The following is a 21,674-nucleotide window of genomic DNA, read 5'->3' on the forward strand; positions in this document are numbered from 1 at the left end:
GGGTCTGCAGCATCCACAGCTTGCCCTGCTCGATGGTGAACTCGATGTCGCACATGTCGCGATAGTGGTTCTCCAGGGTGACGAACACCTCTTCGAGCTCGGCGCCGGCCTCCTGCAGACCCTCGACATGCTTGAGCTCGGCGATGGGGCTCGTGTTGCGGATGCCTGCGACGACGTCTTCGCCCTGGGCGTTGACCAGGTAGTCGCCGTAGAATTCCTTCTCGCCGTTAGCGGGGTTGCGCGTGAACGCGACGCCGGTAGCGGAGGTCTCGCCCTTGTTGCCGAAGACCATGGTCTGCACGTTGACGGCGGTACCCAGGTCGTCGGCGATCTTGTTCTGCTTGCGATAGAGGGTCGCGCGCGGGTTGTTCCAGCTGCCGAAAACGGCCTCGATGGCAAGCCTGAGCTGGGTGTCGGGATCCTGCGGGAAGGTCACGCGGCCGTCGACGACGAGCGCGGGATACTCTTCGGCGGAAACGTTCTCGGAAAAGATGTTCTTGAACTCCTCGACGAGCTCCTGCAGGTCCTCGGCAGTGAGGTCTGCGTCGCTCTTCACGCCGCGGACGATCTTCTTCGCATTGATGGCGTTCTCGAACAGGTCGCCGTCAAGACCCATAACGACGTTGGAGAACATCTGGATGAAGCGGCGATAGCTGTCCCACGAGAAACGGGGGTTCTCGGTGTGCTTGATCAGGCCGTTGATGGACTGGTCGTTCAAACCCAGGTTGAGAACCGTGTCCATCATGCCCGGCATGGACATGGGAGCGCCGGAACGCACGGAGACGAGCAGGGGATCTTCGGAGTCGCCGATCTTCTTGCCGATGCGACGCTCCAGGTCGAGACGGTACTGCTCGATTTCATCGAGCGCGCCGGCGGGCCAGGTGTTGTCGGCATTGGCGTATTCCATACAGGTCTGACAGGTGATGGTGAATCCCGGAGGCACAGGAAGGCCGATCACGGCCATCTCGGCGAGGTTCGCGCCCTTGCCGCCAAGGATGTACTTCATATCCTTGTTGCCCTCGGTAACGTTGTTGCCCTCGGCGTCCTTACCGAACGCGTAGACACGCTTGACGTCAGCAGTCACTGTATTCTCCTTCGTGATAGATACCCTACTGCACAAAGAGCAATATTACTCAAAGATGGTCTTTTGGAACGGATGAGCCAGCTCATAGTAGCGTAAAATCTCCTGAGCGGTTTCTTCTACGGCCTTATTGTCCGTTCTGATGACGATGCAGCCCAGTTTGCGCATCAGCGCACGGGCCTCTTCGAGATCCTGATAGACCATCTCGGGCTCGGCATAGCTCGCCGCCACGGCGGCCGCGCCGCGTCCGGCGCCGCCGAGCCTGCGCGAACGGATGCCCACCAACACGTCAGGCGTCGTCATCAAGCCGAAGATCCTCGAAGGATCGCAATCATAAATCTCCTTCGGAGGCTCGACGCCCAGCGCAAGCGGCACGTTGGCCACCTTGTATCCCTCCATGCCCATATATATAGAGATAGGCGTCTTCGACGAGCGGGACACGCCGAGCAGCACGATATCGGCTTCGGCGAGATCTTGCGGATTGCGGCCGTCGTCGTGTTCCACCGTGAATTCCATGGCGGCGATGCGGCGGAAGTAATGGGCGTCGGTCGTGCGCAGAAGCCCGGGGTTGTTGCGCGGCGAAAGGCCCGACGCATCGGCCAGGGCATGGATCGGCGTGCTCATGATATCGACGCCATGCAGGCCCGCCTCCTGACAGAACGCGCGCAGCTTCGAACGCATTTCGGGATCGACCAGCGTGAAGAACACCACCAGGTCGTCCTTGAGCCCCGCTTCGCGATAACGCTCCTGGTGCGAGGTAAGGAAGTTCACGATCTCGTCGAAATTGCGCGCCTTCGGCAAGATCTCGATATACGGCTCGGGAACGCCGAATTGGCCTGCGGCCGCTCGGGCGAGCGTATGCGCGGTAGCACCGAGAGAGTCGCTGACGATATAGATAGTAGGAAGCGGAGAATCGTTGTGAATGCAAATACGCTCTCGCAGGTCTCCCGACATGGCCTCTCCCCTTTCCGTGCGTCGAAACCCGACGCAGCGATACGATTGGGCGAAGCGGCATAAGCCGCCTGGACGAGAATCCGTCCGTAGTTCTGCTCAATATACAAAAAACCGGCCCCCGTAAAAACGGGAAGCCGGTTCATCCATAGAAACGGAATCGATACGCGCGCTATCGGCGTCGATCACTTGGCGAGCTGACCGAAGTCGGCCACGCGGGCGAACACGTCGACGAAACGGTTCAGGATGCGCAGACGATTCTCGCGCAGGGCGACGTCCTCGTCCATGACCATGACCTTCTCGAAGAACAGATCGACGGGTTTGCGCAGCGAGGCGAGCTCGGCGAGCGCCTCGGGATAATCGTCGGCATCGAGGGCGCGGGCCACGCGGCCTTCGGCCTGGACGACCGCGCAAGCCAGCGCATGCTCGACCTCGGAGAGCAGCGATTCGTCATAATCGCAGCCCAGCGACGCGTCGCGCAGGTTGTTGGCGCGGGCGTAGGCAATGGCCAGGTCGGCGAAGGTATCGGGAGCCTCCTGACGCGCATGCTCGAGGGCGTGGACGCGGTTGATGAGCTCGAGCGGCTCGCGCACGCCTGCGGCGAGCACGGCGTCGATGGCGTCGGCGCTGCTGCCGCCGTCGCGCATCATGACCTTCGTACGCGTGATGAAGAACTCGATGACCTGCTCGCGCACGGCCGCAGCGTCGAATTCGATGCCGTCGGCGGCGTACGCGGCCAAGGAAGCGTCGATCGCGGGGACCAGCTCGACGTCGATCGCGTCATCGCCAGTCAACATGGCCACGATGCCGAGGGCGCTGCGGCGCAGGGCGAACGGGTCGGAAGAACCGGTCGGAGCCTGGTCGACCGCGAACAGGCCGCAGATCGTGTCGAGCTTATCGGCGAACGCGACGGCCTTGCCCACGCGGGTCGCGGGGGTGGCGTCGCCCGAGAAGCGAGGACGATAGTGGTCGGCGATGGCGCCTGCCACCACGTCGGTCTCGCCCGCGGCCTTGGCATAGTAAGAGCCCATGATGCCCTGGACGCTCGTGAACTCGACGACCGCGCCCGTCACCAGGTCGGCCTTGCACAGATAGGCCGCGCGCAGGGCGTCCGCCTTCTCCTGGCCTTCGAGGCCTGCGGCGGCGCACAGGTGCTCGACCAGCTTGACGATGCGCTTGGTTTTGGCGAGCGTGGTGCCCAGCTTCTCCTGGAAGACGACCTCGTCGAGGCGCTCGACGTAGGACTCCAGCGGAGCCTTGAGGTCTTCGTCGTAGAAGAATTTGGCGTCATAGAGGCGGGCCGCCACGACGCGCTGGTTGCCGTCGACGATGTTCGCCTCGAACTCGGGATTGCCGTTCGAGGTGATCAGGAACTTGTTCGCAAGCGATCCGTCGGCGTTGAACAGCGGGAAATAGCGCTGGTGGACGAGCATCGCGTCGACGATGATTTCCTTCGGCACGGCCAGGAACAGCTCGTCGAACTCGCCCACCATGACCGTAGGATACTCGGAGAGGTTCACGACCTCGGCGAGGGTCTTCGCGGGAAGCTCGGCGGTCAGGCCGCATGCCTTCTCGGCCTCGGCCACCTGGGCGCGGATGGACTGCTCGCGCTCCTGCTCGGTCACGACGACGAACGCGTTGCGGATCGTATCGATCAGCTGGTCGGCGTGGGCCACAGCGTGCGGGCCGGGAGCCAGGAAGCGATGGCCGCGGGTCTCGTTGCCGGCCTCGAGGCCTGCGAAACGGACCGGGACGACCGCGTCGCCCAGCATGGCCACGATCCAGCGCACCGGGCGCGAGAAGTACTGGCTCGTAGTGCCCCAACGGCACGACTTGGGCCAGGAGATGGATGCGATGACGCCCTCGAGCACCTCGGGCAGCAGCGCGGCCACGTCGGCGGCAGGGGTCTCCTTCACCGCGTAGACGTATTCGACGCCGCCCTCGTCGCGACGCTCGAGCGCGGACACATCGACGCCCTTGCCGCGCGCGAAGCCTGCGGCGGCCTTGGTCGGATTGCCCTCGGCGTCGAACGCGATCTTGGCGGCGGGACCGCGGAACTGCTCGACGGTTGCCTCGGTGCGTTCGGGCACGCCCTCGACGATCGCGATCAGACGACGGGGCGTGGAATAGGCCTTGACCTCGTCGAAGGGAACGCGGGCGGATGCCAGTGCCTCGGAAACCAGGCGCGGCAGCTGCTCGGTCGCGGCGTGCAGGTCGAATGCGGGAAGCTCTTCGGTGCCGATTTCGAATGCGAGCGTGGTCTTTTCCATCCTATGCCTCCTTCGAATCGGCTTCGGGCTTGACGCCCACGACATGCTCCATATACGACGCGCAGCACGCTTTGGCGATCGTGCGGACGCGAAGGATGTAGCCCATGCGCTCGGTCGCGGAAATGACGCCGCGCGCGTCGAGCAGGTTGAAGGCGTGGCAGCATTTCAGAACGCTGTCGTACGCCGGAAGCGGCAGGCCCGCTTCGAGGGTGCGCAGGCACTCGGCCTCGCGGTCGTTGAATTCCTGGAACAGGAAGTCGGTATCGGCCACCTCGAAGTTGTAGCGCGAATACTGGCGCTCGTTTTCGAGATAGACGTCGCCGTAGGTGAAGACGATGCCGTCCTTGCCGCGGCTCCACACGATATCGAACATGCTGTCGACGCCCTGGATGTACATCGTCAGACGCTCGAGGCCGTAGGCGATTTCCACGGGAACGGGGCTGCACTCGAAGCCGCCGACCTGCTGGAAGTAGGTGAACTGGGTCACTTCCATGCCATCGATCCAGACCTCCCAACCAAGGCCCCATGCGCCCAGCGTCGGGCTTTCCCAGTCGTCTTCGACGAAGCGGACGTCGTGCTTATCGGTGTCGATGCCGATGGCGCGCAGGCTGCCCAGGTAGAGCTCCTGGATGTCGTCCGGAGAGGGCTTCATGAGGACCTGGAACTGATAATAGAACTGCGTGCGGTTGGGATTTTCGCCGTAGCGGCCGTCGGTAGGACGGCGGCAACCCTGCACATAGCAGGTGCGCCAGGTGTCGGGGCCCAGCGAGCGAAGCGTGGTCGCAGGCGCATTGGTGCCCGCGCCGACTTCGTTGTCGTAAGGCTGCAGCACCACGCAGCCCAGATCGGCCCAGTAGCGCTGCAGCGTCAGGATGATGTCCTGGAAGCTGAGCGCGTCGGGCTTAGCAGCATGACTCATGATTAAAGCACTCCTATATGATCGAGGGGCCAGTAGATCGCGACGGCGCGTCCGCTCACGGACGTCTCGTCGATGGAACCGAAATAACGCGAGTCGGCCGAGTTGGTGCGATTGTCGCCCATGACCCAGATCTCGCCTTCGGGAACCGTGTACGGATAGAGGATATCGACGCCCGACGCCGTCTTGAGCGGCGCGGTGGGCTTGTCCTGAGTATAGGGCTCGTCGAGCGGCACCCCGTCTACGTAGACGACGCCTTCGATCAGATCGACCGTCTGGCCGCCCGTGGCGATGGCACGCTTGATCAGCGTGCGGCCAGGGATTTCAGGGTCGTCGAACGTGATGATGTCTCCCGGTTCGACGTCGCGGAAGTAGTAGGTGATCTTCTCGGACCAGACGTTGTCGCCGATTTCGATCGTGTCCTCCATCGAGCCTGAGGGAATGGTGTACGGGCAGACCACGAACGTCTGCAGGCCCCACACCAAAGCCACCACGAGCAGGATGTAGCCCGCCCACGACAGGACGGTTCTCAGCATGCCGCGCGAACGCGGCGTCGCATGCTGGCCATAGCTCACGGAAAATCCTCCTATGAAATGAAAAGGCGCCCTACAGACGCCTTAGAATGCCTCGCCGTGCAATGATAGCAAAAAAGCCCGTTCATCCTCGGTTATATTCGCCGTCTCCAGCAAATCGGGACGCAGGCGCGCAGTGCGCAGCAGAGACTGTTCGCGTCGCCATTTCTCTATGGCGGCGTGATTGCCCGACCTCAAGATGTCGGGAACATCCATGCCGCGATAGCTGGCGGGACGCGTGTATTGCGGGTATTCGAGCAAGCCGTCGTAAAAGCTCTCGTCGATGGCGCTTCCCTCATCGCCGAGGACGCCGTCGAGCAGCCTGACCACGGCGTCGATCACCACCATCGATGCGAGCTCGCCCGACGTCAGCACGTAGTCGCCCAGCGAGATGCAGCGGTCGGCCAGCGTGTAGACGCGCTCATCGATGCCTTCGTAGTGCCCGCAGATGAACAACAGGCGGTCCCGCGAGGACAACTCGGTGGCCACGCCCTGGTCGAAAGGCTCGCCGCACGGAGTGAGAAAGATCGTGTAGGGCTTCGGACCCGCAGCGGCGATGTCGTCGTACGCTTCGAAGATGGGCTCGCACTTCATGACGAGGCCCTGGCCTCCGCCGTAAGGGTCGTCATCGGTGGTGCGATGGCGGTCATGCGTCCAATCGCGCAGATCGTAGGCATGGAAATCAAGCGCGCCGCATGTCTGGGCGCGCTTCATAATCGATTCCCCCATCACGGAATCGTACATGTGGGGGAATGTCGAAAGCGTTTCTATCTTCATGATGCTATGAGTCGTCCTCGGCCGAATCGTCATCGGCCGCATCCAGATCGACGAGGCCGCACGGCAAATCCATCGTAAGCACGCGTTCTTCGTCGTCGAATTCGACGATGAGATCGTCGACGAGAGGAATCAAGACCTCCCCCGCCGCACCTGCGACGATCAAGAGGTCCTGCGTAGGCATTTCCTGCACGTCCTCGATCGTTCCGATGGTGCCGAGCGTGCTGTCGACGACCAGGAATCCCGCCAGGTAATCGGCGCTCGAATGCATGAAGTCTTCGAAATCTTCGGGCAGGTCGGCACGAGCCGCGAGGCAGTGGCTTCCCATGAGAAGCTCCGCCGCGTCGCGGTCTTTCACGCGGTCGAATTCGACGGCGTATTCGCCTGCTCCGAGATGCTGCACGCCGCGCACGCGGGCCTTGCGGGGCCCGTCGAGCGTCGGCGGCACGAAATGCACGTCCAAACCCTCGCATAGAAGGAAAGGAAGGCCGCGCACGGAGCGTGCGACAAGCCTTCCTTTGAGACCTTGGGTTGCGATGAGTTCAGCTACGTCAGCCCAACGACGCGCCATAAGCTAATCCTCGATGAGCTCGACCTCGACATCGCCGCCGTCGGCACAGGCCGCGGCGCGAGCGAGGATGCGGATGGACTTGATGACGCGGCCCTGGCGGCCGATGACCTTTCCGGCGTCATCGGCGGCGACGCGAATCTCGACGAGCTCGGCGCCGCTCTCCGAAAACGAAGAGGACACCTCGACGGCCTCTTTGTCTTCGACAAGAGGTTCGACGATTTCACGCACCAAGGCGACGATGTCGGATGACGTCTGAGACATTGCTACTGAGCCTTCTTGGCGGTCTCGATGAGACGCTTGACGGTGTCAGTGGGCTGAGCGCCGTTGGCGACCCACTTCTCGACCTTCTCGAGGTCCAGAACGATCTCGGAGGGCTCGACGTTGGGGTTGTAGCGGCCGACCTGCTCGATGTAGCGACCGTCACGAGGGCTATGGGCGTCGGCAACGACCACGCGGTAGATCGGCTTCTTCTTGGCGCCATGGCGGGCGAGACGAATCTTAACTGCCATTTCAGTAGACTCCTTCATGTATACAAGTTACTTCAAAAAACATGCGAGAGGACATGATATAACGTACCACCTCGTTTTTCAAGCGTCCGCGCCTTGCAAACCGGCAAAAACGCGGACGAATCGACGAATGATGCGCCTAGTGGCGGCGACGCGGGGTGCGATGCTCGTTGTTCGCAGCCTCGCGGTTGGCGCGGCCCGGACGACGGTCGGTGCGCTCTCGACGACCCTCGCCGCGGTTCTCGCGGCCTTCGCGACCCTCGCCGCGCGGCTCGCGGGCAGGGGCGCTTCCCTCGGGAGCGTCGGGCTTGTCGAGACGGTCGAGCGAGATCTTGCCGTTCTTCGGGTCGATCTCGATGACTTCGACCTTCACCACGTCGCCCATGTTGAGGACGTCTTCGACCTGGCCCACGCGGCCGTTAGCCATGCGCGAGATGTGCAGCAGGCCGTCCTTGGAAGGCGTGAGCTTGACGAACGCGCCGAAGCTCTGGATGCCGACGACGGGGCCTTCGTAGACCTCGCCCACCTCGGGCTCCTTGACGATGGCCTCGATGGCAGCGCGCGCGGCGCGGCCCGCCTCCTGGTCGACGGCGGCCACATGCACGGTGCCGTCTTCCTGGATGTCGATGCTGGCGCCGGTGGAATCCTGGATGCCGCGGATCGTTTCGCCGCCCTTGCCGATGACCTCGCGAATCTTCTCGACCGGGATATGGATGGTCTCGATGCGCGGAGCGGTGTCGCGCAGCTCTTCGCGCGGCGCGGCGATTTCGTCGAGCATGGCGGACAGGATGTGGGCGCGGCCTTCCTTGGCCTGCTGGAGCGCACGGCCGAGAATTTCGGTGGACAGGCCCTTGGCCTTGTTGTCCATCTGCAGGGCGGTGATGCCGTTGGCGGTACCCGTCACCTTGAAGTCCATGTCGCCGAGGAAGTCCTCGAGACCCTGGATATCGGAGAGGATGACGACGTCGTCGCCCTCCTTGATCAGGCCCATGGCGATGCCGGAGACAGGCGCCTTGATAGGCACGCCCGCATCCATGAGCGCCAGGGTGGAGCCGCAGGTGGAAGCCATGGACGAAGAGCCGTTGGACTCGAGGATCTCGGACACCACGCGGATTGCGTAGGGGAATTCGTCCTCGGAGGGCAGAATCGGCAGGATGGCGCGCTCGGCGAGGGCGCCATGGCCGATTTCGCGGCGTTTCGGAGCGCCCATGCGACCCACTTCGCCCGTGCAATACGGCGGGAAGTTGTACTGGTGCATGTAGCGCTTGGATTCCTGCGGGTCGATCGTGTCGAGACGCTGGGCCTCGTTGAGCAGGCCCAGGGTACACACGGACAGCGCCTGGGTCTGGCCGCGCTGGAACAGGCCGGAGCCGTGGACGCGGGGCAGGTAGCCCGGGCGGATGTAGAGCGGGCGGATTTCGGTGGCGCTACGGCCGTCGGCGCGCTCGCCCGTCTCGATCACCATGGTGCGCATGGCGTGCTTCTCGAGGGCCTTGCAGGCGGCGGCGATGTCGCTGCGCCACATCTCGCGCTCTTCCTCGGAGAAGTCGTTTTCCTTGATGGACGCCTTGAGCTCTTCGACCTTGCCCATGCGAGAGAGCTTGTCGGCGTCTTTGAGGGCCGCGCTCATCTCGTCGAAGTGGGCGTTCACGCGCTCGGCGATCGAAGGATCGGCCACGTGAATCGGATACTCCTTGGGCTCGGGAGCCACAAGGGCCAAGAACTCGGCCTGTTTCTCGCAGAACGCGGCGATGGCCTCCTGGCCGAACTCCATGGCGGCGAGCATGTCTTCCTCGGTCACCTCGTCGGCGCCGGCCTCGACCATGGAGATGTAGTCGCGGGTGCCTGCGATCGTGAGCTCGAGGTCGGAGTTCTCCTGCTCGGCATAGGTGGGATTGACGATGAATTCGCCGGTCTCCTTATCGCGGGCGATGCGAACGCAGGCCGCGGGACCGTCGAAGGGGGTGCCGCCGCACAGAAGCGCAGCGGACGCGCCGCCGACGCAGATGCAGTCGGGCGGATTCTGGCCGTCGCAGGCCAGCGTGGTGGCGACCACGTGGACTTCCTGCTTGAAGCCGTCGGCGAAGCCGGGGCGGATCGGGCGGTCGATCATACGGGCGGTCAGCGTGCCCTTGTCGGAAGGCTTCGCCTCGCGCTTCAGGTAACCGCCGGGGATGCGGCCGACCGCATACATCTTCTCGATGAAGTCGACCGTCAGCGGAAAGAAGTCGTAGTCTTTCTGCTCCTTGGATACGACGGCGGTCACCAGGCACGTGGTTTCGCCCTGGCTGACCAGCACGGCGCCGGTGGCCTGCTTGGCAAGCTCGCCGGTTTCGAGACGGTACTCTTTGCCGTACAGCTCGAAGCTCGTCGAAATCTTTTCCATAGAGATTCTCTTCACTTTCTCTTCTTCTTCGGGATGCACGCTTTTCATGCGTCCTCGCGAGCAGCGCAGGCCCCTGCCCGCGCCGACCGCAATATGCAAAAGCCCGCATAAGCGGGCTTAATGCTTGACTTGAAGCTAGATGTTGTCGCGAATGCCGAGCTTCTTGATGAGGGCACGGTACTCTTCGATGTCGCGCTCTTTGATGTACTTCAGCATGCCGCGGCGCTTACCGATGAGCATCATCAGGCCACGACGGGTGTGGTTGTCCTTCTTGTGGACCTTGAGGTGCTCGGTGAGGTTGCGGATGCGCTCGGAGAGAATAGCGACCTGAACCTCGGCGCTGCCGGAGTCGCCCTCGCCTTTGCCGAACTCCTTGACGAGCTCTGCGGTGCGCTCTTTGCTGATGCTGAGCTTGCTAGCCATGTGCTCCACCTTTCCTGCGGGCCTTCCCCGCTTTCGTGCGGCCGTTGCGAGCCGCGAACCGTATACGCCCGATGCTGCGAAACCATGCAGGTGGTGCGTGGCTGCGAAGCGTCGGGTAAAAAGCAACCGTTGTAGTATACGAGAGCCGAAGGCCTGATGCAATGACGAATCGGCGCTTTCCGTCGAATCCACCGGACGTCCTCAATTCGCCCCATCATGGCGAGAGACGGCCTGCCGTCCATGCCGATTCGCCGCATGTACGTCTAGGCGGCAAGTCGAGAAGAGAGAAAAGAGGAGGAACCCCGCAGGGTTCCTTCCCGTTCCATCGAATGCTTCCATGCGCGCTTCGCCTTGGCGCGATTGTATTTCGCATCACCATGCGCGCCATGGCCGCACGCATAGCCGTTATAGCGTGGCTTCTTCGCAAGCGCGGCCTCTTCGGCCGACAAATGCCACACGGGACCGGCCTTCGCAACGCCGCGTATGCGTTTCGCTCTCTTCGACACTCGCCTCACCTCCCTCGACTTCATATTCGTCCATGATTTGCGAGCGGCCTTCGCCACTCGCATGCATACCGCCCGATGGTACCATGGAAGACGCCGCGCGATGCGCGCGCCGACGACCGAAGAGAAACGGAACAGCCCCATGATTCGTCCCATTATGAAAAACGAATTCTTCCTTCAGCAGCCGAGCGAGGACGCAACGCCGCTCGATGCGCCAATCGCCCGCGACCTGCTCGACACGCTGGCGCTGCACGCGCACGAATGCGTGGGCATGGCGGCCAACATGATCGGACAGCGCAAGCGCATCATCGTGTTCATGGACGGCGAAACGCCGCGCGCCATGATGAACCCCGAAATCATCGCGGCGAAAGGCCCTTACGAAACGGAAGAAGGATGCCTCTCGCTGGACGGCCGCCGCCCGGCGAAGCGGTTCCGCACGATCCGCGTGCGCTACCGCGACCTTGCCTTCGAAGAGCGCACCGAAACATTCGAGGAGTTTTCCGCGCAGATCATCCAGCACGAAATAGACCACTGCAACGGCGTGGTGATCTAGGCGTCGCCGCCAAGGGGCGAATGCGGCGAACTTTGGAAAAAACAGGCGCTCCAGGCCGAAAAATGCGAGGTTTGGCACGGAAGCTCGCGGAGAACCTGCTGGAAACGCTTCGATAATCCACAATGCGCTATAAAACGTGGCTTATCGAAGCGCAAATCGACCCGAAAGGCCCCGGCCGCCGCCGCGAACGTGGCAAACCTGGAGAAAAATGGCCTGACACGGCCGATTTTTCCAAGATTCGTCGCCGGGCCCCTTTTCGCATAGAGCCGAAAGGCGAGAGCTGCCTATCGCGAATGCCGCCTTTAACGCAAAAAGACCTGGAATGGATTTCCATTCCAGGTCCGGCATCGGAGAGTCGGTTCGCTCTCCCCTCCCTTTTCACCTGCGCATACCGCCTGCGTTGCAGGCTATTCGCGCGCGTCCAGCTCGTCGATGACGTGCTGCAGGTCGTCAGGCAACGTGTCTTCGAACTCCAGGCGCTCGCCCGTCACCGGGTGCGTGAAGGCCAGCTTGTACGAATGCAGGAATTGGCGGTCCAGCCCCAGGTTGTCCTTCTTCTGCCAGCCGTACACCGGATCGCCCACGCACGGATGCTTGATGTATTCCATATGCACGCGGATCTGATGCGTGCGGCCGGTGTAGAGCTTGCAGTCGATCAGCGTGTAGCCGTCGTCGTTTCTGCCGGGCTCGAAACGGCGTTTCACCTCGAAGGTGGTGATCGACGGACGCGCGTTATCGCGATCGGACACCTTCATACGCAGCCTGTCGCGGTCGCCGCGGGCGATCGGAGCATCCACCAGGCCCGTTTCAAGCGGGATCCAACCCTGCACGAGCGCCAGGTAATGGCGGTCGACATCGCGCGTACGGATATCCTCCATCAACGCCAGGCCCACCTCGTCGGTCTTGGCGCACAGCATCAGGCCGCTCGTGTCCTTATCGAGACGATGCACGATTCCCAGCCTATCCTGCTCGCCCTGCACGTCGCACAGGTTCTCGCGCCCGCAATGGGCGATCAGCGCGTTGACCAGGGTGTCGCCGTAGTGACCGTCGGCGGGATGGCACACCAGGCCCGCCTGCTTGGAAATCACCAGCAGGTAATCGTCCTCGTAGCGCACATCGAGCGGAATCTCCACCGCCTCGAGGGCGGGCGCATGCGGGTCTTCGAAGGTCTCGTATTCCAGCACATCGCCTTCGGACACCGTAGCGCTCTTGCGGGCGATCTTGCCGTTCAGCGCGGCGTATCCGTCGGCGATGCATTTCGCCGCCGCCGAACGCGTCGGATACAGGCCCTCGGCGGCCATGAAGGCGTCGAGGCGCATGCCGGCGAACTCCGGCGATACTTCTATGCGCGCGACATCGGTCACGACGACGCTCCTTTCTTCGTTCTCATATATCGCGAAGGGCCTTCGCGGAACCGTACGGAACGGAAACCTGCGAAGACCCTCCGATGCGGATCATTCGATTATGCCGGGCGCGCCCTGCAAAACGGCCGCGACGTCCGCCTTCGCGGAAAACGTCCATCACAGCCGCGCGGCGCGCATACGCTCTAAGCCACGGCGTCCTCTTCCTTCGAGCCGTGTTCGCCGCCTGGGCAGCCGTTTCTCGTCGCAAGCAGATAACCTACGACAAGCAGGACGAAACCGCAGGTCACGCCGATGTCGGCGACATTGAACACGGGAAAGTCGATGAAGGTGAGGTCGATGAAATCGACCACGTACGCCTGGGCGAACCTGTCGATCGCATTGCCCAGGCCGCCCGCGAAGACGAGCGCGAGCGCGCAGGCCTCGATCATGGTGGCGGCATGACCCGTCAGGCGCCGATAGCACACGAACGCCGCGATGATCGCCGCGCACACGACAAGCGACATGACGCCGAGCGCGAACGTGGAGTCGCCGAACAGGCCCCAGGCCATGCCGGTGTTGTGCACCAGGCGGAACCTGAACAGCCCGTAGGACGCCTCCGACGCCTGCCCGAGCGCATAGGCGCCTTCGAAATACGCCTTGGTCAGCTGGTCGATGACGAGCCAGAGCACGGCGACGCCCGCGAAGACGCCGCCGCTTCTCGCCAACGAGCTCTTCTCGTTAAGCGCCATGGACGCTATTCGCCAATGCCCTGAAGGACCGCCGCGCAGCGAGCGCACACCTCGGGATGGGAGGCGTCCGCTCCGAGCTCGCGGTAGTTCCAGCAGCGCGGGCACTTCTCGGCGGCGGTCTTGGCGACCGTCACTTCGATTTCCTCGCCCTCGCCGCGTTCAACGGCCACCTCGGCCACGATGAAGAGCTCTTCGAGGTCTTCATCGGCGGATGCGGCCAGCGCCTCGTAGGCGCGCTCGGGAGCGACGATGGTCAGCGCGGCCTCCTGGCTCTTGTTGACCGTCTTCGCGTTGCGCGCGTCCTCGAGCGCCTTGGTCACGGCGTCGCGCACCTCGAGCAGCGCGTCGAAGCGGGCCATGAAGGCCTCGGCCTGCTCGCCCTGCGGCAGCACCGGATAGAAGTCGTCGTCCGTCGGCCAGCCGGCGAGCTGGACGTTCGGGACGCGGCCTTCGCGGTTGCGCTCGGCCTCGGGATAATGCTCCCAGACCTCGTCGCAGGTGAACGTGAGAATCGGACTCATGATGCGCACCATCACCTCGAGGATGTTCATGAGCACGGTCTGGGCCGCGCGGCGCGACGGCGAATCGGGGGCCTCGGCGTACAGGCGGTCCTTGATGACGTCCATGTACACGGCGGAAAGGTCCGTGATGACGTAATCGTAGAGCGTGCGGAACACCTGGTGGTAGCGGTACTCGTCATAGCCGCGCTCTACCTCGTGCAGCACCTCGCGCAAACGCAGCAACGCCCAAACGTCGATCGGCTTGAGCGCGTCGAACTCGACGCGGTCGCGCTGCCAGTCGAAGCCGTCAAGGTTGCCCAGCAGGAAGCGGAAGGTGTTGCGGAAACGACGGTAGGCGTCGGAGGTGCGCTGCAGAATGGTGTCGCCGATAGACACGTCGACGGAATAGTCGGTGGAAGCGACCCACAGGCGCAGCACGTCGGCGCCGTACTTGTCGGTCACTTCGCGCGGATCGATGCCGTTGCCCTTGGACTTCGACATCTTCTCGCCGTTCTCGTCGACCGTGAAGCCGCAGCACATGACGCTCTTGTAGGGCGATTCGCCGAATGCGCCCACGCCGCACAGAAGCGAGCTCTGGAACCAGCCGCGATGCTGGTCGGAACCCTCGAGGTACATATCGGCAGGCCAACGCAGGCCATCCTCTTCAGCGCGATGCTTCAGCACGCCGACGTGAGAAACGCCGGACTCCCACCATACATCGAGAATGTCTTTCTCGGGAACGACTTCGGTGCAACCGCACTTCGGGCAGCACGTGCCCTCGGGCAGATATTCTTTGGGCTCCTTCGTGAACCATGCATCGGCGCCTTCGGTGTTGAACAGGTCGATGACGGCGTCGAAGGTGGCCTCGTCAGCCACGGTCTCGCCGCAGGAGGCGCACTTGAACACGGGGATGGGAACGCCCCAGCTGCGCTGGCGGGAGATGCACCAGTCGGGACGGTCCTCGACCATGGCGCCGATGCGGTTCTGGCCCCACTCGGGAACCCAGTTCACATGGTTGCGGATCTGGTCGAGAGCGCGCTCGCGCAGACCGGTCTTCTCCATGGAGACGAACCACTGGTCGGTCGCGCGGAAAATGACGGGCTGATGGCAGCGCCAGCAGTGCGGATAGCTGTGGTTGATATCGATATAGGAAACGAGCGTGCCGCGCTCCTTGAGCCACTCGATGATTTTCGGGTTGGCTTCGTCGGTGTCGAGACCCGCGAACTCCTTCACGTAGTCGGTAAAGCGGCCGTCGTCGTCGACGGGCATGATGGTCTCGATGCCGAACTCCTGGCCCACCAGGTAGTCCTCGACACCATGGCCGGGAGCGGTATGGACCGCGCCGGTGCCGGCATCGAGCGTGACATGGTCGCCCCAAATGATGCGGCCCACGTTGCCTTCGATGATCGGGCAGGCGTAGGTGATGCCGTCGAACTGGTTGCCCTTCATGAGGACGGGTTCGCCGTCGGATTCGACCACGCGGTAGTTCTCCCAGCCTGCGGCCTGGGCGACGGTCTCGACCATCTCATGCGCGAACAGCATGAACTTGCCGTCGGCCTCGACGAAGCAATAGTCGATTTCGGGGCCGAAGCATACAGCGGCATTGGCGGGAAGGGTCCACGGCGTGGTGGTCCAGATCAGCACGTAGGCGTTTTCAAGCTCGACGCCAGCATCGGCGAAGACCGCAGGCACCTCGTTGAGCTTGAAGTTCACATAGATGGACGGCGACATTTCGTCGGCGTATTCGATTTCGGCCTCGGCCAGAGCAGTATGGCAGTGCTTGCACCAATGGATCGGCTTGCGGCCGCGATAGACGGCGCCGTCCAGATACATCTGCTTGAACACCTCGACGTTGGCGGACTCGAAGTTGGGCTGGAAGGTCAGATACGGCCTGTCCCAATCGGCGCCGACACCCAGACGCTTGAAGCCGTCGCGCTGCACGTCGACGAAGCGCTCGGCCCACTCGCGGCACAGCTCGCGGACCTCGGCCTGCGGCAGCTGTTTCATCTTCTCGGTGCCGAGCTTCTTCTCGACCTCGTGCTCAATCGGCTGGCCGTGGCAGTCCCAACCGGGGATGTAGGGCGTGTAGTAGCCGCGCTGAGCATGCGACTTGACGACGAAGTCCTTCAAGATCTTGTTGAACGCATGGCCGATATGGATCGGACCGTTCGCGTACGGAGGACCGTCATGCAGGACGAACGGCTCGCCGTCCTTGTTCTTCTCCAGGACCCTGTGGTAGATGTCCTGCTCGGCCCACTTCTCCAAGCGCTTCGGCTCGTTCTCGGGCAGATTCGCACGCATCGCGAAATCCGTCTTGGGCAGGTTCATCGAATGCTTGTAATCGTTTCCCATCGTGTACTCCGACCCTTTCGTTCGTCTTCCGCACCGCGCGCCGGCACGGTGTATTGCACAATTCTGCCTATTATAGGTAACTTCTCGTCGTTATCGTCCTCATTTTCTGCAAAGTCGGAACGCGAGAACGCGAAAGGAGCCCTTGCACGCGACTTCGTAACCTCGCCGCAACGCCCGAAAACACGCGAAAGACCTATAATCCTAGAAGGAATCTCGCTACGATCCAAGGAGTAACCCATGGCATACCGTATCGTGACCGACTCCGCCAGCAATCTCAGCGAAGAGATGATTGACGAATTCGGTCTGGAAATCTTGCCCATGACGTTCATGGTGGACGGCATCGAACGGCGCAGCTATCTCAAAGGAGAAAAAACCGATCTCAAGCAGTTCTACACCATGATGCGCGAAGGCAAGGTCATCACCACGTCCCTTCCCAACCTGCAAGAAACCGAAGCCACGATACGCGCGATTCTCGATGCGGGAGAAGACATCCTGTATCTGGGATTCTCGAGCGCGCTGTCGAGCGCATTCGGCTCGATCGAGCTGTTGATGCAACGCCTCGCCGACGAATACCCCGAGCGCAAGCTGCGCGCCGTAGAGACCTTCGCGGCATCGGGCGGCCAAGGCATGCTCGTGTATTTGGCATGCAAGAAAGCTGCAGAAGGCGCATCGCTCGATGAAACGGGCGACTTCGTCGTCGAGACCCGCGACCACCTGTGCCACTGGTTCACGGTCGATGATTTGATGTTCCTCTTCCGCGGCGGCCGCGTAAGCCGCACGAGCGCCTGGGCGGGAACGATGCTCAATATCAAACCCGTCCTGCACGTCGACGCCGAAGGCGCGCTCATCCCCATGGAAAAAGTCAGGGGTCGTAAAAAATCAATCAAAGCCCTGGTCGATCACATGGAGAAGACCGCCATCGACCCCGCGTCGCAAACCGTCTTCATCACGCACGGCGACTGCATAGAGGACGTCGAGGTGCTCAAGCGCGAAATTTCCGAACGCCTGGGCGTTACCGATTTCGTGGTGAACTATATCGACCCCGTGGTCGGAGCCCATTCGGGTCCGGGCACGCTGGCCCTGTTCTTCTTGGGAACCGAGAAATAGCGAACGCCGCTCCTCAGCGAATGAGCGCAAACGAAAAGAGGCCGCAGGCTCGAATGCCTGCGGCCTCTTCGTTGGACGGGACATGCCAGACGCGCAACGTAAAGAGCGCCTGCTAGGCGACGCCGCTCGAACCGAAGCCGCCCTCGCCGCGCTCGGTCTCGTCGAGCGAATCGACGACGGTCCAGGCGACGTTTTCGACTTTCTGGATGACGAGCTGTGCGATGCGATCGCCCGGCTGAATCTCGAAGACGCTTTCGGGGTCGAGGTTGATGAGGGCCACCTTGAGCTCGCCGCGATAATGGCTGTCGATCAACCCTGGCGTATTAAGCACCGTGACGCCCTGCTTGATGGCAAGGCCGCTGCGCGGCTGCACGAAACCTGCGTAGCCCTCGGGGATGGCGATCGCGAGACCCGTAGCGACGAGCGCGCGCTCGAACGGCTTGAGCACGACATGCTCGATAGCGCGCAGGTCCATTCCCGCGTCGCCCGGATAGGCATAGACGGGAATGGTCACGTCGTCGACAAGCGTGGTAATGGGGATGGTAAGCGTATCGGCCATGATGGCGTCTCCTTCCGTGTCATAGAACATGGTCGCCGCCGAGGCGACGACGATCTGCCCGCAATCGATTACGGACAGAACGAAAGAACCCGCATGAAGCCATGCGGGCGATTTTCGAAAAACGCGCTAGTGCTCCAGGCCGCGCAGCGCCTCCTGGAATTCCTCGATCGTCTGGAAATCCTTGTACACGCTTGCGAACCTGATATAGGCGACGTCGTCGAGACCTTTCAGATGGTCGAGGACGATATCGCCCAAATCCTTCGATTTGATTTCGCTACGGCCGGAATTGCGCAGCTCCGCTTCGATCTGGTCGATGATTTCGGACTTCTTATCGTTGGGGATATTGGGGCGTTTCGCGCAAGCGATGCTGATGCCGCGATAAAGCTTCTCGCGATCGAACACCTGGCTGGTGCCGTCGGATTTGATGACGATGATGGGGTTGTCCCCCAACCTCTCATACGTCGTGAAACGATTGCCGCACTTCAGGCATTCGCGGCGGCGACGAATGGAATTGAATTCATCGGAAGGCCGGGAATCAACGACCTTGGATTCGGGATGACCGCAAGACGGACAGCGCATCGGTTCCTCCGTTCGGCCCCATAAGGGGAATTTTTACATATGGCGCATATAATACACGCTCCGTTTCGCAATCACGCAGACGGCATAAAAAAGAGAATGCCATGCCCGAAACCACCACGACACACGACGAGTTCCCTGTCGCAATGCGCGGACCCTTGCGCTTCAAGCCGCCTCCTAATGTGAAAAGACCTGGAATGAATCTTCATTCCAGGTCTAATATTAAGGGTCCGGCTCGATGCCGACCGCTTGCGATCGACCCTTGATTAGGCAGCGGTCTTTTCGGCCTTGCGCGCAGCGCGGCGCTTGTCCATGGAGTCCAGACAGAGGCAGCACGCGGAGTCGCCCGTGATATTGAGGGCGGTGCGCATCATGTCGAGGATACGGTCGACGCCCGCGACAAGAGCAATGCCCTCGACCGGCAGACCCACCGAGGTCAGAACCATGGCGAGCATGATCATGCCGGATCCGGGAACGCCCGCGGTGCCGATGGAGGCGAGAACCGTGGTCATGACGATCATGAACTGCTGAGTAATGGTAAGCTCGATACCGAACACCTGAGCGATGAAAATCGCGCAAACGCCCTGGTAAATCGCCGTGCCGTCCATATTGATGGTGGCGCCGAGCGGCAAGACGAAGCTGGTCATCTCCTTGCGAGCACCCATCTTAGAGGTGCACTCCATATTCATGGGAAGCGTGCCTACAGAGCTTGCCGAAGAGAATGCGAACAGGAATGCCGGGGCGATGCCGCGGAAGAACTTCACCGGGCTCATCTTCGCAATCAGCTTGACCATGCCGGAGTAAACCACCACGAGATGCGCGCCCATAGCAAGGTAAGCGACCACGATAAGCCACAGCAGCGGCAGCAAGACATCGGGACCGTTCGATGCGACGACCGGAACCATCAAGCCGAAAACGCCGAAGGGGGCAAAGCAGATGATGCCGTGCATGACCTTGATGCAAACCTCGTTCATTCCCTCAATGAAATGAACTACGGGTTCCGATTTCTTACCGGCAGCAATAACACCGAAACCGAAAATAAGCGCGATGACGATGATCTGAAGCATCGTGGCATCGGCCATGGGCTGGAAGAAATTGGCCGGGAAGATATTAACGATGGTGTCGATGAACGAAGGTGCTTCCTTGGCTTCGTACGACAGCTCCGACACGGGCATCGTAAAACCGCCGCCGACATTAAGGACGTTGGCGAATGCCAAGCCGATCACAACCGCGAAAGCAGTTGTGACCATATAGAACAGAATGGTCTTACCGCCGATGGCGCCGACCTTCTTCACATCCTGCAGCGAAATAACGCCCGTCATGATAGAGAAGACGACCAAAGGAACGACGATCATCTTGATTAGATTGAGGAAGATCATACCGATCGGCTTGATATAAGTGTTCGCGATTTCAGGATTGGACTGAAGCGCCAGGCCGCACAGAACGCCGAGGACCAGCGCAACGAGAATCCACGAAGTCAAAGACAGCCGCTTATACCATGGCTTATGTTCGGAGGCGGACACCTGGGGTTGCATAGGCGTATCCGTCATGATTCATACTCCCCTCTTCTTATATTCAGGAGCAAAACGCCCCTTCCGTATTGAACTGATAGATAGTACACGGAATTGGCACATAAGCCCGCAGAAAACCGCGCGAGGGGTAAATCGGGTATCGAACGGAGCGCTCTCGACGACGACCAGGAGCTCGATACGGAAGCGGGGTCGGAAATCGGCGTTATAAGGCGAGCACGAAAAGGCAGAACGCGAACAGCACCGCACAGCACACCAGAGCGGCCGCAAAGGACCCCTCCGAAGCGATGCCTGCGGCGGTTCCGTTTTCGAGTTCGTCACGCATCTCGCGCAAGCCCAAAGCGGCGATAACGACCGCGGCGTCGCCCCTCAGCGGCATCGCGGCACGGGTGCGATGCCGAACCGACCGTTCGAACGCAACGATATGCGGACTGTGCGCCTCGTGCCGCACCGAACCCTCACGTGCGACAGGATCGTTCGTTGCCCGGAAGTCGACGCGAATCACTCGCGGCCCGCTCTGCATTCTCTGTCGACCGATTTTCAGCGCCGCAGTGCCTTCCACGCACGGATGAATTTCACGATTCCCCATTACGACCTCCTGACTCTTGCAACGAACCTTTGTTCGGATATATAATAAATCGCACAAAAGTTCGTGTCAACGTTTTACCAAACGTTTGTTCGATAAAGGGGAAAGGCCATGGCCGAAGCGGAAATCAAGAACACGAAGAAAATCACCAAGAAACAGAAAGCGGTGCTCGACTTCATCGCCAAAACCATCGACGAAACGGGAATCGCGCCTACCGTGCGCGACATCTGCGAGGGCCTGGGCCTCTCGTCGCCTTCCACCGTGCACGTCCACCTCAAAACGCTCGAGGACAAAGGCCTTATCCACCGCGACCCCCTGAAGTCGCGCTGCATCACCATCGCCGACCATGAACGCAATGCAGCCGAAGAACGCAGGCAAGACGAGCCCCCCGTCGGCGTAGGGGAATTCTCGAGCATCGTCTCGCTGCCCGTGGTCGGAAACGTCGCGGCAGGACAGCCGATTTTGGCCGATCAGAACATCACCGAGACCATTCCCCTTCCCACCGAAATCGTCGGCGATTCCAGCTCGTTCCTGCTCAAGGTGCGCGGCGACTCCATGATCGAAATCGGCATCAACGACGGCGACTACGTCGTCGTCAAAGAGCAGCCCACCGCAAACAACGGCGATGTCGTCGTGGCGATCGTCGAAGACGGCGCAACGGTGAAAACCTTCTACAAAGAACGCGACCATGTGCGCCTCCAGCCCGAGAATTCATCGATGGATCCGATTATCGTGCGCGAAAACGTCTCGATCGCAGGCAAAGTCGTCGCCGTCTTCCGCCGCCTGTAGGCCGTCCATTCACTCCGATGTCGAAAAAGGAGCGAGGGGATTTCTCCCTTCGCTCCTTTTTTCATACACAGCTAGGCG

21 protein-coding genes are annotated in these 21,674 nt (G+C 61.5%); 3 read left to right on the top strand and 18 right to left on the bottom strand.

Features of this window, described 5'->3' with window-relative positions; translation table 11 throughout:
• The 11 genes from Q6E04_RS06960 to rpsO form a co-directional block, all read right to left on the bottom strand.
• A partial coding sequence (locus Q6E04_RS06960; protein ID WP_303250067.1) for a PEP/pyruvate-binding domain-containing protein occupies window positions 1–1,084 on the bottom strand: 1,084 nt, incomplete at its 3' end.
• Between the two features lie 45 nt (window positions 1,085–1,129).
• Window positions 1,130–2,035, bottom strand: coding sequence for a pyruvate, water dikinase regulatory protein (locus Q6E04_RS06965; protein ID WP_303250068.1), 906 nt, complete (start codon window positions 2,033–2,035; stop codon window positions 1,130–1,132).
• A 182-nt stretch (window positions 2,036–2,217) separates the two neighbouring features.
• Window positions 2,218–4,302, bottom strand: a complete 2,085-nt coding sequence (gene glyS / locus Q6E04_RS06970; protein WP_303250069.1) for a glycine--tRNA ligase subunit beta — start codon at window positions 4,300–4,302, stop codon at window positions 2,218–2,220.
• Window position 4,303: 1 nt separating this feature from the next.
• A complete protein-coding gene (locus tag Q6E04_RS06975; protein ID WP_303250070.1) occupies window positions 4,304–5,221 on the bottom strand; it encodes a glycine--tRNA ligase subunit alpha in 918 nt (305 codons plus the stop codon).
• Window positions 5,222–5,223: 2 nt separating this feature from the next.
• Window positions 5,224–5,793 carry a signal peptidase I gene (gene lepB, locus Q6E04_RS06980; protein ID WP_303250071.1) on the bottom strand — a complete coding sequence of 190 codons (570 nt, stop codon included), beginning with the start codon at window positions 5,791–5,793 and terminating at the stop codon, window positions 5,224–5,226.
• Between the two features lie 42 nt (window positions 5,794–5,835).
• The gene (trmD, locus tag Q6E04_RS06985; RefSeq protein ID WP_303250072.1) at window positions 5,836–6,567 is read right to left on the bottom strand and encodes a tRNA (guanosine(37)-N1)-methyltransferase TrmD; all 732 of its coding nucleotides are present in this window, start codon (window positions 6,565–6,567) and stop codon (window positions 5,836–5,838) included.
• 4 nt (window positions 6,568–6,571) lie between these two features.
• Complete coding sequence (locus tag Q6E04_RS06990) at window positions 6,572–7,135, bottom strand: ribosome maturation factor RimM (protein WP_303250073.1); 564 nt, start codon at window positions 7,133–7,135, stop codon at window positions 6,572–6,574.
• A gap of 3 nt (window positions 7,136–7,138) precedes the next feature.
• Window positions 7,139–7,396 carry a KH domain-containing protein gene (locus Q6E04_RS06995; RefSeq protein ID WP_303250074.1) on the bottom strand — a complete coding sequence of 86 codons (258 nt, stop codon included), beginning with the start codon at window positions 7,394–7,396 and terminating at the stop codon, window positions 7,139–7,141.
• A gap of 2 nt (window positions 7,397–7,398) precedes the next feature.
• Window positions 7,399–7,644, bottom strand: coding sequence for a 30S ribosomal protein S16 (rpsP, locus tag Q6E04_RS07000; protein ID WP_123197486.1), 246 nt, complete (start codon window positions 7,642–7,644; stop codon window positions 7,399–7,401).
• Between the two features lie 136 nt (window positions 7,645–7,780).
• Entirely contained in the window at window positions 7,781–10,027 is a 2,247-nt protein-coding gene (locus tag Q6E04_RS07005; protein WP_303250075.1) for a polyribonucleotide nucleotidyltransferase, read from the bottom strand.
• 135 nt (window positions 10,028–10,162) lie between these two features.
• Window positions 10,163–10,450, bottom strand: a complete 288-nt coding sequence (rpsO, locus tag Q6E04_RS07010) for a 30S ribosomal protein S15 (RefSeq protein WP_123197487.1) — start codon at window positions 10,448–10,450, stop codon at window positions 10,163–10,165.
• Between the two features lie 645 nt (window positions 10,451–11,095).
• Here rpsO and Q6E04_RS07015 point away from each other — a divergent pair.
• Window positions 11,096–11,506 carry a peptide deformylase gene (locus Q6E04_RS07015; protein WP_303250076.1) on the top strand — a complete coding sequence of 137 codons (411 nt, stop codon included), beginning with the start codon at window positions 11,096–11,098 and terminating at the stop codon, window positions 11,504–11,506.
• 407 nt (window positions 11,507–11,913) lie between these two features.
• On the opposite strand, the gene Q6E04_RS07020 is transcribed toward Q6E04_RS07015, so the two are convergent.
• From Q6E04_RS07020 to ileS, 3 genes are all read right to left on the bottom strand, one after another.
• Window positions 11,914–12,870 (bottom strand): RluA family pseudouridine synthase, encoded by a 957-nt coding sequence (locus tag Q6E04_RS07020; protein WP_303250077.1) that lies wholly within the window; start codon window positions 12,868–12,870, stop codon window positions 11,914–11,916.
• 182 nt (window positions 12,871–13,052) lie between these two features.
• Complete coding sequence (gene lspA, locus Q6E04_RS07025) at window positions 13,053–13,598, bottom strand: signal peptidase II (protein ID WP_303250078.1); 546 nt, start codon at window positions 13,596–13,598, stop codon at window positions 13,053–13,055.
• A 5-nt stretch (window positions 13,599–13,603) separates the two neighbouring features.
• Window positions 13,604–16,450, bottom strand: a complete 2,847-nt coding sequence (gene ileS / locus Q6E04_RS07030; protein WP_303250079.1) for an isoleucine--tRNA ligase — start codon at window positions 16,448–16,450, stop codon at window positions 13,604–13,606.
• A gap of 237 nt (window positions 16,451–16,687) precedes the next feature.
• Here ileS and Q6E04_RS07035 point away from each other — a divergent pair, with 237 nt between their 5' ends.
• Entirely contained in the window at window positions 16,688–17,557 is an 870-nt protein-coding gene (locus tag Q6E04_RS07035; RefSeq protein WP_303250080.1) for a DegV family protein, read from the top strand.
• Window positions 17,558–17,669: 112 nt separating this feature from the next.
• On the opposite strand, the gene dut is transcribed toward Q6E04_RS07035, so the two are convergent.
• The 4 genes from dut to Q6E04_RS07055 form a co-directional block, all read right to left on the bottom strand.
• On the bottom strand, window positions 17,670–18,116 hold the full coding sequence (gene dut / locus Q6E04_RS07040; protein WP_303250081.1) for a dUTP diphosphatase: 447 nt from the start codon (window positions 18,114–18,116) through the stop codon (window positions 17,670–17,672).
• Window positions 18,117–18,242: 126 nt separating this feature from the next.
• Window positions 18,243–18,695: a transcriptional regulator NrdR gene (nrdR, locus tag Q6E04_RS07045; protein WP_303250082.1), complete on the bottom strand. Its 453-nt coding sequence runs from the start codon at window positions 18,693–18,695 to the stop codon at window positions 18,243–18,245.
• 263 nt (window positions 18,696–18,958) lie between these two features.
• Entirely contained in the window at window positions 18,959–20,242 is a 1,284-nt protein-coding gene (locus Q6E04_RS07050; RefSeq protein WP_303250083.1) for a dicarboxylate/amino acid:cation symporter, read from the bottom strand.
• Window positions 20,243–20,426: 184 nt separating this feature from the next.
• The gene (locus Q6E04_RS07055; protein ID WP_303250084.1) at window positions 20,427–20,600 is read right to left on the bottom strand and encodes a hypothetical protein; all 174 of its coding nucleotides are present in this window, start codon (window positions 20,598–20,600) and stop codon (window positions 20,427–20,429) included.
• A 318-nt stretch (window positions 20,601–20,918) separates the two neighbouring features.
• Between Q6E04_RS07055 and lexA the strand changes: the two genes are divergently transcribed.
• Entirely contained in the window at window positions 20,919–21,596 is a 678-nt protein-coding gene (gene lexA / locus Q6E04_RS07060) for a transcriptional repressor LexA (RefSeq protein WP_303250085.1), read from the top strand.
• The last annotated feature ends 78 nt before the right edge of the window (window positions 21,597–21,674 follow it).

Source organism: uncultured Slackia sp., from assembly GCF_959608125.1.
GTDB lineage: Bacteria > Actinomycetota > Coriobacteriia > Coriobacteriales > Eggerthellaceae > Slackia.

Bases quoted from the DNA above. Each gene is read 5' to 3' on its own strand.
- Q6E04_RS06990 (WP_303250073.1), bottom strand. From the start codon at position 7,135: ATGGCGCGTCGTTGGGCTGACGTAGCTGAACTCATCGCAACCCAAGGT.
- glyS (WP_303250069.1), bottom strand. From the start codon at position 4,302: ATGGAAAAGACCACGCTCGCATTCGAAATCGGCACCGAAGAGCTTCCC.
- Q6E04_RS06965 (WP_303250068.1), bottom strand. From the start codon at position 2,035: ATGTCGGGAGACCTGCGAGAGCGTATTTGCATTCACAACGATTCTCCG.
- Q6E04_RS07050 (WP_303250083.1), bottom strand. From the start codon at position 20,242: ATGACGGATACGCCTATGCAACCCCAGGTGTCCGCCTCCGAACATAAG.
- Q6E04_RS06995 (WP_303250074.1), bottom strand. From the start codon at position 7,396: ATGTCTCAGACGTCATCCGACATCGTCGCCTTGGTGCGTGAAATCGTC.
- dut (WP_303250081.1), bottom strand. From the start codon at position 18,116: ATGGCCGATACGCTTACCATCCCCATTACCACGCTTGTCGACGACGTG.
- rpsO (WP_123197487.1), bottom strand. From the start codon at position 10,450: ATGGCTAGCAAGCTCAGCATCAGCAAAGAGCGCACCGCAGAGCTCGTC.
- nrdR (WP_303250082.1), bottom strand. From the start codon at position 18,695: ATGCGCTGTCCGTCTTGCGGTCATCCCGAATCCAAGGTCGTTGATTCC.
- Q6E04_RS06975 (WP_303250070.1), bottom strand. From the start codon at position 5,221: ATGAGTCATGCTGCTAAGCCCGACGCGCTCAGCTTCCAGGACATCATC.
- lspA (WP_303250078.1), bottom strand. From the start codon at position 13,598: ATGGCGCTTAACGAGAAGAGCTCGTTGGCGAGAAGCGGCGGCGTCTTC.
- ileS (WP_303250079.1), bottom strand. From the start codon at position 16,450: ATGGGAAACGATTACAAGCATTCGATGAACCTGCCCAAGACGGATTTC.
- trmD (WP_303250072.1), bottom strand. From the start codon at position 6,567: ATGAAGATAGAAACGCTTTCGACATTCCCCCACATGTACGATTCCGTG.
- Q6E04_RS07015 (WP_303250076.1), top strand. From the start codon at position 11,096: ATGATTCGTCCCATTATGAAAAACGAATTCTTCCTTCAGCAGCCGAGC.
- Q6E04_RS07055 (WP_303250084.1), bottom strand. From the start codon at position 20,600: ATGCCGCTGAGGGGCGACGCCGCGGTCGTTATCGCCGCTTTGGGCTTG.
- lexA (WP_303250085.1), top strand. From the start codon at position 20,919: ATGGCCGAAGCGGAAATCAAGAACACGAAGAAAATCACCAAGAAACAG.
- rpsP (WP_123197486.1), bottom strand. From the start codon at position 7,644: ATGGCAGTTAAGATTCGTCTCGCCCGCCATGGCGCCAAGAAGAAGCCG.
- Q6E04_RS07035 (WP_303250080.1), top strand. From the start codon at position 16,688: ATGGCATACCGTATCGTGACCGACTCCGCCAGCAATCTCAGCGAAGAG.
- Q6E04_RS07005 (WP_303250075.1), bottom strand. From the start codon at position 10,027: ATGGAAAAGATTTCGACGAGCTTCGAGCTGTACGGCAAAGAGTACCGT.